The 14948-nt window shown below is 48.6% G+C and carries 10 protein-coding genes; 9 read left to right on the top strand and 1 reads right to left on the bottom strand.

All coding sequences use genetic code 11. The features are described from left to right. The first annotated feature begins 260 nt into the window (after positions 1-260). Positions 261-1685, top strand: coding sequence for a type I glutamate--ammonia ligase (glnA, locus tag AC1VOR_RS05465; RefSeq protein WP_482616284.1), 1425 nt, complete (start codon positions 261-263; stop codon positions 1683-1685). Positions 1686-1784: 99 nt separating this feature from the next. Here glnA and AC1VOR_RS05460 read toward each other — a convergent pair whose 3' ends face one another. Next, the gene (locus AC1VOR_RS05460; RefSeq protein WP_482616282.1) at positions 1785-2798 is read right to left on the bottom strand and encodes a LacI family DNA-binding transcriptional regulator; all 1014 of its coding nucleotides are present in this window, start codon (positions 2796-2798) and stop codon (positions 1785-1787) included. Between the two features lie 394 nt (positions 2799-3192). Here AC1VOR_RS05460 and AC1VOR_RS05455 point away from each other — a divergent pair, with 394 nt between their 5' ends. The 8 genes from AC1VOR_RS05455 to AC1VOR_RS05420 all read left to right on the top strand — a co-directional run bounded on the left by AC1VOR_RS05455 (position 3193) and on the right by AC1VOR_RS05420 (position 14919). Next, positions 3193-4554 (top strand): ABC transporter substrate-binding protein, encoded by a 1362-nt coding sequence (locus tag AC1VOR_RS05455; protein WP_059051839.1) that lies wholly within the window; start codon positions 3193-3195, stop codon positions 4552-4554. An 89-nt stretch (positions 4555-4643) separates the two neighbouring features. Next, entirely contained in the window at positions 4644-5537 is an 894-nt protein-coding gene (locus tag AC1VOR_RS05450) for a carbohydrate ABC transporter permease (RefSeq protein WP_482616280.1), read from the top strand. Position 5538: 1 nt separating this feature from the next. After that, complete coding sequence (locus tag AC1VOR_RS05445; RefSeq protein ID WP_482616278.1) at positions 5539-6375, top strand: carbohydrate ABC transporter permease; 837 nt, start codon at positions 5539-5541, stop codon at positions 6373-6375. Between the two features lie 35 nt (positions 6376-6410). Then, the gene (locus tag AC1VOR_RS05440) at positions 6411-9137 is read left to right on the top strand and encodes a GH36-type glycosyl hydrolase domain-containing protein (protein WP_482616276.1); all 2727 of its coding nucleotides are present in this window, start codon (positions 6411-6413) and stop codon (positions 9135-9137) included. A gap of 22 nt (positions 9138-9159) precedes the next feature. Continuing rightward, positions 9160-10050, top strand: a complete 891-nt coding sequence (locus AC1VOR_RS05435; protein WP_482616274.1) for a hypothetical protein — start codon at positions 9160-9162, stop codon at positions 10048-10050. Between the two features lie 217 nt (positions 10051-10267). Beyond that, positions 10268-11287 (top strand): ABC transporter substrate-binding protein, encoded by a 1020-nt coding sequence (locus AC1VOR_RS05430; protein WP_482616273.1) that lies wholly within the window; start codon positions 10268-10270, stop codon positions 11285-11287. Between the two features lie 216 nt (positions 11288-11503). Next, positions 11504-13252, top strand: coding sequence for a sensor histidine kinase (locus tag AC1VOR_RS05425; protein ID WP_482616271.1), 1749 nt, complete (start codon positions 11504-11506; stop codon positions 13250-13252). After that, positions 13249-14919: a response regulator gene (locus AC1VOR_RS05420; protein ID WP_482616269.1), complete on the top strand. Its 1671-nt coding sequence runs from the start codon at positions 13249-13251 to the stop codon at positions 14917-14919. The genes AC1VOR_RS05425 and AC1VOR_RS05420 overlap by 4 nt, the downstream gene beginning before the upstream one ends. The last annotated feature ends 29 nt before the right edge of the window (positions 14920-14948 follow it).

Below are 14948 nucleotides of genomic sequence, written 5' to 3'. Positions count from 1 at the left end.
CATAGAGATTTGGTCATGAAAATTCGGATTTTCTTCAGAGTCCGAGCGCCCACTCTCCTTAAGGGGAGTGGGCTTTTATACTTTTTGTCGTTTAATTTGTACTGAGTGTAACAATACCTTACACGAGGAATAAAAATACCTTACATAGCTATTGACGATTAACCTCCAATGGTCCTATAATGACGACAGAATAAAACAAAAGGATGAACGTTAATCGCAGCAAAGGGGTTTAATGTTCGTGATTTGGGGAGGAAAGAGTTATGTCAGCAGAGTTCGTTTTAAAAACAATCAAAGAAAAGCAAATCGAGTGGGTAGATTTCCGCTTTGTTGATCTATCGGGACGAGCGCACCATATCACTCTTCCGGCTAAAGAAGTGGATGAGGATACTTTCACAAACGGGGTTGCCTTTGACGGTTCTTCGATTCCGGGTTTCCGGGGCATTGAGGAATCTGACATGGTGATGATGCCGGATTGCGGCACAGTGTTTGTTGATGCATTTACCGCCCATCCAACGTTGAACGTGTTTTGCGATATCTATACGCCAGACGGCGACCGTTATGAGCGTGATCCGCGCAGCGTGGCTGTGCGTGCCGAAGAATACCTGAAACAAAGCGGCGTAGGCACAACTGCCTTCTTCGCACCAGAATCCGAGTTCTTCATTTTTGACGATGTTCGCTATGAGAACGGCATGAACAAGACCTTCTATTCGGTAGATTCCGAGGAAGCGATCTGGAACACGGGACGTACGGAAGAGGGAGGTAACCTGGGCTACAAGGTGCCTGTTAAAGGCGGTTATGTACCGGTTGCTCCAACGGATAAAGGACAGGACCTTCGCAGTGAAATGTGTCGTTTGCTGGATGAAGCAGGCATTCAAGTGGAACGTCATCACCATGAGGTGGCTACAGCCGGTCAAGCGGAAATCAACTTCCGTTTTGACACTCTGTTGAAAACGGCTGACAACCTGATGGTATACAAATATATCGTGCATAATACGGCTGCTCAATTTGGTAAAACAGCAACCTTCATGCCTAAACCGCTGTTCGGCGATAATGGTAGCGGGATGCACGTTCACCAATCCATCTTTGATGGCGATACTCCGTTGTTCTACGAAAAAGGTGCTTATGCTAACCTGAGTGAAACGGCGCTGCATTACATCGGTGGTATTCTCTACCATGCACCAGCTATCATCGCTTTCACAAATCCAAGTACAAATTCATTTAAACGCTTGGTACCTGGCTTCGAAGCACCAGTAAATCTGGTCTATTCCAAAGGTAATCGTTCGGCAGCGGTACGTATCCCTGTAGCTGCTGTAACTCCAAAGGGCTGTCGTATCGAATTCCGTACACCGGACTCCACAGCTAACCCTTACCTTGCTTTCTCGGCTATGCTGATGGCTGGTCTTGATGGTATCAAGAACAAAATTGATCCTAACAAATTGGGCTACGGACCATTCGATAAGAACATCTATGAATTGTCTGATGAAGAGAAAGCAGGCATTCGCAGTGTTCCAGGCTCGCTGGACGAAGCACTTACCGCTTTGGAAAGCGACTATGAGTTCTTGACTCAAGGTGGAGTATTCACGAAGGCGTTCATCGACAACTTCGTTGAAATGAAGCGTGCTGAAGCAAGAGCTGTTTCCGTAAGAGTACACCCTTATGAATTCGGACTGTACTACGACCTGTAAAACAACCCCGCTATACTACCTACCCATACATTTGCAAGCCAAGAAAACCGTCCCGCTATACCGGGACGGTTTTCTTGTACTGTCTCAAAGATGATGACCTTATCTCTTGCTTCCACAGGAATCGCGAATGACTAACTCGGGCTCCACCACCACATTGCTTGCCACAGATTGGTTATTGATCAAATCATAAAGCAGGGAGGCGGCCAAACGTCCAATCTTCTCTTTATTCTGACGAATTGTCGTAAGCGGCGGCAGTGTATATTGACAAGCTTCGATATCATCACAGCCGATGATGGCCACATCCTGGGGAATCTGCAGATGATGCTCCTTCAAAGCCCGCATGGCACCTATGGCGAGCAGATCGGAGGCGGCAAAGATGGCTGTTGGCAAGGGGCCGGCCTCAATCATCTGCTTCATGGCCTCGTATCCACTCGACTCAAAGAAATTGGTGCCATTCACGAACCAGGCATCATTTTGCGGCAGTCCAAAGCTCTCGATGGCATCCGTATACCCTCGTTCCCGTAGATTTGAAATATCAGACTCCAGTGTGCTTCCAATGTATCCTAAATCACGGTGGCCCTGCAGGTAAAAGTGCTCGACTACTTTGAAAGACATCTTATAATTGTCGGACATGACGTATCCAGACATCTGCCCACTTAATTGAATATCAACGCCAATACAGGGAATATCGCTCTGATCGAGTTCGCGAATAGATTCCTCCACCTCCTGCCCGGTGATAATTACGCAGCCATCTACCTGAAAGTGCAGGCAACGGGCCAGATAATCCCCATCCGAGGAACGGAATTTCTCATTCGAGAAGAAGAGCAAATCATAGCCCAAGAGGCCCATCTGCTTCTTGAACGAGTTAAGCACCTCTACAAAGAAAGGATGCATGAAATCTACATTCAGCTTGCCGGCAAAAATAACACCAATTAAATTCGACTTTTTGGTAGCTAGAGTTTTCGCTGAATTGGAAGGTGTATATCCTGTTTGCTTCATAATTTCGAGGACTTTCGTTCGGGTTCCTTCGGAAATATCACTGTAATTATTAATAATCTTGGAGACGGTGGATACAGATACACCCGCCATCTCTGCGATTTTCTTAATATTCATCGACAAGGTATAGCCTCCTTAACATATAACAGGCATCTCTTAAAATAGAGAAGTTGCTTATCATTTACGAAACACTTTCGTAAATAGTGTATCTATCCTGGTGGTATTCGTCAATGATTTTGATTCAAATTGCCTTGCGTCCAAGCAGCGTAAGGCGAGAGGGATTTTTTCAGGACTGGCTTGCTAAGTGGGGGTATAAAAAGAACTTTACAAACTAAAAAGATGGTGTAATAATGTGTTTGACGAAACCGCTTTCGTAAAAATGAAGATGCTATTATTGTTTATTTCATTTTTTACGAAAATTTCGGAAGCTCTATCCGTTAGATAGATTAATCTGGAGGCTGAAGGGATGAGCGGTGTCATGTCATTAAATTATGTAGGGGGTAAAAAGCAAATGACGAAGAAGATTTGGGCCTTGGTTTTGGTCAGCGCACTGACACTCAGCCTAGCGGCATGCGGGGGCGGCAATAAAGGCGGCAGCGCAGCCTCGGAAGGAGACGGGGGCAGCAAGGCAAGCGGAGACAAGAAGGTCGTTAAAATTCTTCACTGGAAGCAAGAGAATATCAATAAAGCGATGGAAGAAATTAACGCAGACTTCGAGAAGAAATATCCCGAATATAAAGTGGACTATACGACTACAGGTCCGGATGATGAATACAAGCAGGCTCAGAGAGCAAGAATCACGGCTAATGATGTAGACATTCTGGCCGATCTATCAGGCATGCGTTTGTCTCCGCAAGATTGGACGCCGGGTGCTAAGGTACCGGATTGGCAGCAATGGATCGATTCCGGTCTGATCGCTGATTTGTCTGGTCAAGATTTCCTTAAGAATTGGAATGCAAATGACATTGAGAAGGCCGGTACATATAACGGTAAAGTGTATGCGGTTCCTACAGGAAAGGTCGCGATGTCTGGTCTGTTCTACAATAAAGAAATTTTTGAGGAAAATGGACTCTCCGTGCCTACAACCTGGAGTGAGCTGATTCAGCTTGGTGAGGATTTGAAGGCGAAGGGCATTACACCGATCGGCGTGGCTGGTAAAGACGTGTGGCCGCTGAAATTGCCAGTGTTTGCTTTGCAAGCCAAGATTCTGGGTGGCGGCGACCAGCAGAAGTGGATCGAGGGCGTTTGGAAAGGCGAGACAGCTTACAATGACGCTGAGGCTGTAGAAGTATTGGATAAGATGAAAACACTGCAAGACAACTATATGATTGATGGATTTATGGGTATCGACTATGCTTCGGCCCCAGCTATCTTTGCTACAGGCAAAGTAGCCATGCTGGCTGACGGCTCTTGGGATGCACCTACCATTGCAACAGCAAATCCTGATTTGAAATTCGGGTACTTCCCGCTTCCAGCGACAGAAGACGCTGCGAAGAATGCTTCGTTCGTTGGTAAATACGACGTAACCTGGTATGTGACTGAGAAGGGTCCGAATCAGGAGGGCGCACTCAAATGGCTGGAATTCTTCTCACAACCTGAGAACTATACGAAATTTGTAAAAGCAGCCGGATTTATTCCGACCCAGGACAATATCTCCACGGACAGTGAATTTATTGATAAAGAGTTGACACCGTACCTGGGAGATTTTGAACTGGCTTATGAAATTATGATGATTAACCGTGAGAATGTTGGGGAGCATCTTGCCGCTGAAGGCGTGCACACCGAATATCTCGCTCCAGGCGGGGAGTTCAAGTCCGCAAAAGAACTGGCTGATGTACAACAAAAAGAATGGGAAGCTGCGGCTCCTAAATAAGTAAAGAAACATTCAGGCCATACTGTTATCGGGGTCCGGTACTCACGGGCCCCGATCATTTATTGATTTGGATCAGCGAGGTGAGAGACATGTATCCATTTGGAAAAGGCTTTGCTCGTTATCTTCCTTTTCTTCTATTGCTTATTCCTGTAGCATTGTACGTCATCTTTTATTTTGGTCCGTCCATGCTGACGGTTATTTATTCTTTCACGGACGTCAAGAACGTACCGGGGAGTCCTGTGCATTTTGTAGGTCTGGACAATTATTATGATTTATTCTTCTCTGGAAATTCGGGAGAGCGGTGGCGCTCCATTGCCAATACATTGATCTTTATGCTTGTCGTAACGATCGTACAGAACGGTGTGGCTTTATTCGTCGCTGTACTGATCAACCAAAGGCTGCGGGGAGATTACTTCTACCGGGCTGTGTTTTTTCTTCCAGTAGTGCTGGGTGTCGCTGTTGTTGCCCTGATTTGGGGCATGATGTTCGATCCGCTGAGCGGTCCGGTGAACATGCTGTACGGCTGGTTGTTTGGCTATAAAGATATGTTTTTCTCCAGCTTCACCCATGCGTTCGGCTATATCATTTTCGTACAAATCTGGATGTATATGGGCTATTCTATGCTGATCTTTCTGGCTGGCTTGCAAACGGTACCCAAGGATTTGTATGAAGCGGGTTATATTGACGGGACGAGCAAATGGCAATCCTTCCGCCATATTACCTTTCCGCTGATTTCGCCTTCTTTTACCGTCAATATGCTGCTCTCCATTATTGGGGCGATGTCGACCTTCGATATCATTCTGGCAACGACGGATGGTCGCTTTAACACCAGAACCATGGCCTACGACGTATACAAGGAAACCTTCCGCGGCAGCTTGGAGATGGGTCTCCCTTCGGCCTTGTCGGTCATACAGTTCTTAATGATTCTTGCTTTCGTAGTCATTGCGGTTAAGCAAATGCGTAAGAGAGAGGTGGAATATTAATATGAAAAACTCCAGATCCTTTCTGATTTTATCTTACGCTGTCATTGCGGTTTTACTGGTTCTGTATGTCGCGCCGCTTATTCTGGTGCTTAATGTCTCGCTCAAGTCCTATCCGGAGTATTTGATCAATCCGATCGGGCTCGTGAAAGAGGTGCAATGGAGCAACTATATCAGCGCTTGGACGGAAGGGAATTTTACGAACTATTTTCTGAACAGTGTGATTTATACCGGGGTTGCTACTGTACTTACCATTATCGTGTCGGTGCTGGGGGCGTTCCCGGTGGCGCGGGGGTATGTCAAATGGAGTGGCTTCATCTATTTGTTCTTCTTGCTATCCCAATTCCTGCCCAATCCGATGGTTGCCCAGTATAAGCTAATGCTGACGTTTAAGGAAAGTATGGAATTCTTCGGTTACGATACCAAGCTTGGTTATATCATTTTGAAAACAAGTGGTACTGGTGTGGTATTCATGATGTTCGTGGGTTACATCAAATCGATTAGTCGTGATCTGGATGAAGCTGCCGGAATGGACGGGTCGGGATATTTGCGTTATCTGTTCCAAATTATCCTCCCGTTAATGAAGCCAGTAATTGCGACTGGAGTTATTCTGACGGCGATCGGAATCTGGAATGATTTTGTTGGACCTATCATGTATTTGCCGAGCAAAGCCAATTATCCAATCACTTTCGGATTAAAGGAGTTCAAGGGGCAGTATGGCAATAACTGGCCGCTATTGGCCTGCGGAATTACCATTGTTGCTACGCCGCTGATTGTGCTGTATACCTTCATTCAGAAATATCTGGTGGACGGGGCATTAGCCGGAGCTGTCAAATCCTGATTGTATTTAATTAAGAGTGAGAGGGAGAAATGAATATGAAGCACCAGGGCTGGAAATTTGAGGGGAAGGAAGGGGAATTCAGGCTGGAGCAGCCCGAGCTTACCAGCTATCTGTACTTCCCATTAGTGAATGAAGCGGGGATGATGTCAGCCGTTGCCCCTAATCTGCACGGTGAGATTACAACCGGACATAATACGTTTTTGCTGGAGCCTATCTCGGTGGAAGACTTGCACAATTCCAAAGCAGCCCGGAACTTTTGGGTTTATGCCGAAGGCTTTGGCCCTTGGTCTGTAGGGGGCAACTCGGCAAAACAAAATGCAGATGTATTTTCAGAGGATAAGGATCATACCGAATTAAAAGCCGGCTTCTTATGGCATAGCGTGACGCGGGAGAACGCGAAGCTTGGAATCAAGGCAGAGACAGTCAATTTCATTCCGGTTACGGATGATAAGGTCGAATTGATGAAGGTGCAGTTGACTAACACAGGAGCTACGACTCTAAGGCTGACACCAACGGCAGCGATTCCGCTCTATGGTCGTTCAGCGGATGATCTCCGGGATCATCGACATGTTACCTCCTTGTTGCATCGGATCTATACCTCGGCTTACGGCATTGAGGTGCAGCCGGCTTTATCCTTTGACGAACGAGGACACCGGGTGAATAAAGTAACTTACGGGGTGCTGGGGGCGGAAGCCAGCGGCGCGGCGCCAATCGGTTACTTCCCTATCGTTGAGGATTTCATAGGGGAAGGTGGAGCATTGGATTGGCCGGAGTCCGTTGTGTCGAACTTGCCACCTAATGCTGCTTCTGATGTTGCCTTGGAGGGATACGAGGCAGTTGGGGCTTTGCGCTTTGCGGATGTAGAGTTACAGCCGGGCGAAACGGCCTCGTACATTATAGCCATGTTGATTGCCGATGACCGGATTGCTCAAGAGCAGGTTGTAGCCCGGTATTTGACGGAGCAGCACTTCGATGAACTGCTGGAGCAAAGCCGTAACTATTGGCGTGAGAAGTTGGAGGTAGTCTCGTTCCATTCCGGGGATACGGAGCAAGATTTATGGATGAAATGGGTTACTTTGCAGCCGGTATTGCGTCGGTTGTATGGCAACTCCTTCTTACCGTACCATGATTACGGCCGTGGAGGCCGGGGATGGCGTGATCTGTGGCAGGATTGTCTGGCCTTGATGGTAATGGAGCCGGACGAGGTGGGCTTCCTGCTGCACAACAACTATGCCGGTGTTCGAATTGACGGTACCAATGCAACGATCATCGGTAGTAAGCCAGGCGAATTTATCGCCGATCGGAACAATATCCCCCGCGTCTGGATGGACCATGGGGCATGGCCGCTGCTGACAACCCTGCTGTATATTCATCAAAGTGGGGATACCGAATTTTTGCTACAGCCTCAGACTTATTTCCGTGATGTGTTCGTCAAGCGCAGCCGGGAACGGGATGAAAGCTGGTCGTCAGAGCAAGGCAACAAGCTGCTTGCGGCTAACGGGGAAGTGTATGAAGGGACAATCCTGGAGCATATATTGCTACAAAATGTGGTGCCATTCTTTAATGTCGGGGAGCATGGAAATATTAAGCTGGAAGGGGCCGATTGGAACGATGGCCTTGATTTGGCTCCCGTTAAGGGAGAGAGCGTGGCCTTTACGGCTTTTTATGCAAGCAACCTGGCGGACTTGGCCAAACTCTTGACACATTTACAGCAGGCAACCGGAATTGGGGAGATTGAGGTTGCCGAGGAAATGGGGATCTTGCTGGACAGTCTGAATGAGCCGGTATCCTATGATAGTATTCAGGCCAAGCAGGCACGGCTGGACCGTTATTATGATTCTGTGACTCCATTGGTAAGTGGGCGCAAGCTGAAATTGCAGGTGGCTAAGGTCGCTGAGGATTTGGAGCGGAAGGCGAACTGGATGGTCAACCACTTACGTACACAAGAATGGGTTCGAAGCGAGGCTGGGCTTGAGTGGTTCAACGGTTACTACAATAACGATGGCGAGCGGGTGGAAGGGGATCACCCGCAAGGCGTACGAATGACGTTAACCGGACAGGTATTTCCGATTATGGGTCAGGTAGCAACGGACGAGCAGGTGGGGCACATTACGGCCGCGGTAGACCAGTATCTCAAGGATGAGCGGATTGGTTATCGGCTGAATTCCCGCTTTGGAGAGATTCAGCAGAATTTGGGCCGCGCCTTTGGCTTTGCCTTTGGACATAAGGAGAACGGTGCCATGTTCAGCCATATGACCGTGATGTATGCCAATGCCTTGTACAAACGGGGATTCGTCAAGGCTGGCAAGGAAGTGCTGGATTCCGTGTATCGTCTGTCTACGGACTTCGCTAATAGCCGGATGTACCCAGGGGTTCCGGAATATATTAACGAACGGGGCCGGGGCATGTATACTTATTTAACGGGGTCAGCGAGTTGGCTGCTGCTTACGCTGCTTACGGAAGTCTACGGAGTCAAGGGTCATTACGGCGATTTGTGCATTGAGCCCAAGCTGGCAAGAGAACAATTTGATACTAACGGAGAGGCCTCCGTAGTGACGAGCTTTGCCGGACGCAAGCTTCATATCGTATTCCGCAATCCCCAGGGGAAGGATTACGGAGATTACGAGCTCAAGGGAGTTGCCCTGGGTAATGCGCCATTGTCCTATAAACCTCAGGGACAAGGCTGTGTGATTCCGCGCAGCGAGCTTGCTGCATTAGCAGACGAAGCTGTTCACCGTATAGAAATCACGCTTGGCGTGTAGGAATAACAAGGTGGTAAGATAGATGGCTTATTTGCTAAAGAATGATGTATTAACGGTTGAGATTGCAGGCTTGGGTGAAGTGTACTCGGGAGTCCGCTTTGATGCATCGGGTATTATTACCGGGGTTACGCTGGCTGAAGGAGGACATCATTTCTGTGTGAAGGAGAGCTTAACCCCCGAAGGCGGAACCGGCGGGATCGGCCTATGTAGTGAATTCGGAATTCGCAAGGCGATCGGGTACGAAGAAGCCAAGGCTGGGGAAGCTTTCCCGAAGCTTGGGGTAGGACTTCTTACACGCCCCGACGACACAGGTTACTTGTTTTATAGAGACTACGCCTGCCAGCGCTTTACTACCCGAGTTGAACAGCATGGGCCAAAGCGGATCAGCTTTATTACCTTGCCGCTTGAGTACCAGGGGTATGCTGCCTATATGGAGAAGCATATTGAAATTAGCGAGGGCCGACTTACCGTGGAATATGTAATAGAGAACACGGGGACGAAGACGCTTGAGACCGACGAATACTCACATAATTTTCTTGGTATAGACGGTCATAAGGTCGGTCCGGAATATGTGCTGCGCTTCCCTGAGCCTATTCAGCCCTGGAGCGATGATCCGGCAACGCTGGAAGGCGTGCGCTTTACAGGAAATGAAGTGTCCTGGGATCGTGAGCCGACGGAGGACTTCTATTTCTGTCTACAGCCACAGGATGGGCGTGAACAGTCCTGGCTGTGGGAGCTTTCCCATCGGCCAAGTGGAGCTACGGTACGTGAACTGAGCAGGCTTCCGCTATCCGAGGCCGCGGTCTGGGGACATGGTCATGTGGTGGCTCCGGAGATGTTCGTTGAGGTGAAGCTGGCTCCTGGAGAGCGGCAAAGCTGGACGCGAATCTATGAGTTCATGAAGGTGATTTGAATCAGAAGAATGGCGACGCGAGGGAACTCGTGTCGCCATTTTTTAATGATCATAGATTTATAAGTTGATGGCGAAGGGGTGATTCCCTCTTTACAATGGCATGAATTTAAAGTATATATGATAATGATAATCATTATCATATATACTTTTGTTGAATTGGAGGTTCGTATTAATGCAGGTTTTACTGAGAAGAAAAGTTTCAATTGGGGTTATATGGATGTTATTCCTAGCGATTGTTGCCGGGTGCAGTTCGGGAGCCTCCCCGGAAGAAAGCTTGGCAGGCCAGGAGAATGCAGGGAGCAACAGCGCAAGCTCCGGCGGTGAGGAAGGAGTAAGTTCAACCAGCTATCCGCTTACGATTGTTAATCATGCCCTGTCAGGCGAAGGAGGAACATGGACAGCGAGGGAGCAGCGCTTCGAGAAGTCACCGGAGAAGGTGGTGGCCAATACGCAGCCCGCAGCGGAACTTCTTATCCGGCTTGGCTTGACGGAAAAGATGGTGGGTGTAGCGGCACTCTACGGTGAAGTGGCGCCTGATATCGCCGATGAATTTGCTAAAATCCCTGTCTTGTCCAAGGACTATGTTGGCAAGGAGTTAGTCTTGGGGGCTAACCCGGATCTGGTCTTGGGCCGTGGCGATTTGTTTGCTGATGCGGATTGGGGAGTAGGCACGGTTGATGCTTTAAATGAACTCAGCATTAAGACGTTTGTGCAGAATACCTCCGTTAAGGGGGCTGATTTGGAATCTTTATTCAAGGATATCGAGCAAATCGGACAAATCTTTGATATTCAGGAGCGAGCTACGAAGTATGCTGAGGATTTGCGGAAGCGGGTGGATACGATAAAGTCCATCGCTCCTGCTGCGGACAAGCCGGTTAGCTTCGCCTATATTTCCAGCAGCGAGAAGGGGGCTGTAGCTGTGTATAGCGGCGCTAACGATACCTTCCAGGCGGATGCCCTTCGTCTCTTGAACCTGGAAAACAGCTTTGGCGAGGCTGAGGGGGAGGTTGGTGTGGAGCAGCTTATTTCCACGAATCCGGATATCTTGCTCATCTCCTATTACAGCGGTGGCCCTGATACAGAGGAGATGGTAAATCACCTTTATGACAACCCTGCATTACAAAGCATGTCGGCCATCAAGAACAAGAAGATTTTTATTATTGATTTCAACCAATTCTGGGGTTACGGAGATCAAATCTTCGATGGCGTGGAGAAGTTGGGTGGGGAAATCTATTAATCTACGTAAAACGTTGTAGTTTCATCCTGCTTAGTGTACGAAGATGCCGGGCAGCCATATCATGGCTGTTACGGCATTTCTTTTTTTTAAATAAACATTGCAAGCGATTTCAAATGTCCGTAGACTTCAAGTGAACATAGATTCAAATACGGGGGTCAGCGCATGAGATTTATAGTTTCGTATATTGAGAAAAACAGGTGGAGTATTTCGCGGATTTTGAATACTTCTTTTTTCCTGATGATTACTATTCCGATTTTGTTGGTGACTTTATTTGCGGTACGCTCCCTGAACTCTATCATGCTGGGCAATTTGACCAACCAGGCCCTGCAAACCCTTGAGCAGCAAGCGGACAGCTTCGACGCCAAGGCCAGAATGATGATTAATACCGTATCAGCCATCGCCAACGATGATCAGATTATCTCGACCTCTGCGGCGATCCATAAGAACGAAGGCCAAGCGAGTCAATTTGAGCTGCGTAAATCGCTGGACAAGCAGTTGAATAATTATTTTCACTATACGTCCGATGTGGTCAGTGTGTTGTTCTTCTTCAAAAATCAAGGCTCCTATGCTTATAAAAGAAATATGGACCTCGATCTTTCTCACCTGCAAGTCATGGACTGGTATCGCGAAGCAGAGCAGCAGAAGAATCGGGTAAGCCTGTTCGGTGTGCAAGAGAGCGCAGTCAGTCTGGGTCAGGGGGATGGTTATTTTACGGCTGCGGTGTCGCCTAAATACAGCACATTGTTCTATAACGTGGAAATGATATATTTCGTTTTCCGGTCTTCTGACTTTCTGGAACGGCTCGATGCCAGCAGCGGGGATAGCGGGGATATCTACGTGCTTGGCTCCGGTGGTGATGTCATTGCTGCCAATGATGTAACCGCCATGCAGCAAGGGATCAGCGGGCGACTCTATTTGGGGGAGGCCTTGGAGCGCGAGCATGGTAGCTATGTCAAGAACATTGACGGTAATCAATCCTTTATCATCTATACCACGTCCGATCTGGGCTGGAAATATATCAAGGTTGTGCCTTACGGACAACTGGTCGATCAGGTCAGAACCGTGTTTCTGAGCATGATTATTTTTTCTGTTGGGGGTCTTATTGTGTTCCTGCTGGTATCCTACGGCCTGGCTCATAGCATCGTCAACCCGATCCTATCCTTATTCCGAGGAATGTCCCAGACCAAAACCGGTAATCTCAAGACAAGATTAGCTCCTTCTGGCCCGTTGGAAATTTACGCATTGGGGACAGCCTTTAACGAGATGAATACGAACATGGAACGGCTAATCGGAGAGATTAAAGATCAGGAAACGCAGAAGCGTCTGCTGGAAATCCGGGCGCTGCAATCGCAGATTAACCCGCATTTCCTATTGAATACTCTTAACACCATCAAGCTGATGGGGGCTATATCCAAGGCGGATCATATCGTCAAGATGACGGATGCGTTAACCCGACTGTTATCTTCCACGCTGAACAAAGGCGGAATGTATTCAACGGTAGGCCAGGAAATAGGCTTGCTAGGTGAATATCTGCAAATTATGAAGACACGTTATGGTGACCTGTTTGATGTGCATTATGATATCGATCCTGCTCTGGACGATGCCTATATTCTAAAGCTTCTGCTACAACCTATTATGGAAAATGCCATTCTGCACGGCTTACACGAGAAGGAGACGCGTGGCAACATCTATATATGGGGTGAGCTGCGGGGGGATGACTGCTGCTTCGTCATCGAGGACGATGGCATGGGGATAGCCCCTGATAAGCTGCCCTCATTGTTATCTTCCCATCAGCCAAGCAAAGAGAGCTTTAGCGGCTTGGGACTACGAAATGTACATGAACGCATTCGTCTGAACTATGGCGAATCCTACGGTCTTCAGATTACTAGTGTACACGGCGAGGGAACCCGTGTAGAGCTACTGTTACCTTGGCTCAAGGAAAATCCGGAGGAGGAAGAAGGATGATTCGAGTATTACTGGTTGACGACGAACCTATCGTACGCATTGCCATGCGTGAGTTGATTCCGTGGGATCGGTTTGGCTGTGAAATTGCAGGTGAAGCCGCCCATGGCCGTGAAGCTCTAAAGAGAGTAGAGGAAGGCGGCATTGACTTACTGCTGGTGGACATGCAGATGCCTCATATGAATGGCATTGAGCTGATTCGAGAGCTCCATACTCGCGGTCTTATGGAGCAGTTGGTCATTATCGTGCTTAGCGCCTATTCGGACTATGAGTATGTCAGGGAGGCCTTCCTGTACGGGGCATCCGATTATATGATCAAGAATGATCTGGAGGAGGCCAAGGCAGCTCCGGTCATCAGCAAGGCAGTGGAGATCATTCGCCAGCGAATGAATGCGTGGGAACGAAGAGATGAAGAGACGCGCTCCCAGGAGCAGAAGTTGAAGGCTACCTGGCTGATGAATGCCGTCCAAGGGAACGGAAGCGGGTTTCCTGTAGTGGGACTTGCCCGGGAGGAAGCTAGCGGGGAATACGAAGAGAACACGGAGCAAGCTGTTTTCCTTAAGTGGTGGAGCGAAGCGGGGGGACGTGACCGTCAATGCATCGCTTGCTTGCTGCTGGACCCCTCTCACCGGGCCAAGCAAGGAGAGGATCAGGAGCAGCAGGACCGCTTTGTCATGCATACTGTTCGGCAGGTCATTGAAGGCTACGGCCATCAATTGCTTATCGTTCCGCTCTCTCCCGGCGAATTTGCCATACTTCTGTGGGGGGACGAGCATGGGGAAGGACAGCATTACCGAACGAGACTGACGGAGATGTTCTATAAGACATTTTCACATTTGCAGCAATATGTCGGCGTCAGCGGGTCCATTGGCCTGACCGAGCCTTGCTCGCATTGGCAGGTCTGGCAATCTCGCTACAAGGAGGCGCATTTGCTTGCACAGCTTCGTTATTTCCGAGGTGGGGGAGAAGTATTCTTTTCGGAAGCCTTGCCTGTGCTGATGGGGAAAGAGCAACGCGCACCGGTGTGGAATATCTCCGGATTGATTCGCAGCCTTGAGCTAGGCAGTGGAGAATGGGAGAGGGAACTTCAGGAGGGGATGGTCCGTCTGGAACAGTCGGGACATGCTTCGGTTGAGGTGCTTCTTCAGCCTTATCTTGCTCTGCTATGGGAGCTTGGGTCGTTGCTGCGCGCTCGGGGTCTAGATTGGAACGATCTGGGAGCAGGAAGCCCATCCCCGGCGGCGCAGTTAAAGCAGTTGAATTTCCTGCCGGAGGTAGAGAATTACATCATGCACCTGGTCCGACAGACTGCCGAGATGGTACATCCGTTATCCCTGGTGACAGAAATGACGCCAAGGATCGCGGCCAAGGTTAAGGATTGGATTGACGAACATTATCACGAGCCGATCTCCCTGACCCTTGCCAGTGAGATGGCAGGCATCAGTGAAAGCTATCTCAGCAAGGTATTTGCCAAGGAAATGGGTGAGACCTTCGTGGAATACGTAGCACGGCGTCGTATAGAGAACGCTATAGTGATGCTGCAAAGCGGGATGAAGCTATATGAGATCGGGGAGCGGGTAGGTTATCCTAACCCCGGACATTTTACCAAGGTGTTCAAGAGAATTACGGGGAAGACGCCCTTGGAATACCGTGAACATTTAAAAGGATAAAAAGAGAGAAGAAAAGAATAAGCAGAGAT

This window comes from Paenibacillus sp. 1SOY10, assembly GCF_056836745.1.
The sequence above is the reverse complement of the archived record's forward strand: the minus strand, read 5'-3'. Positions and strand labels throughout refer to the sequence as shown.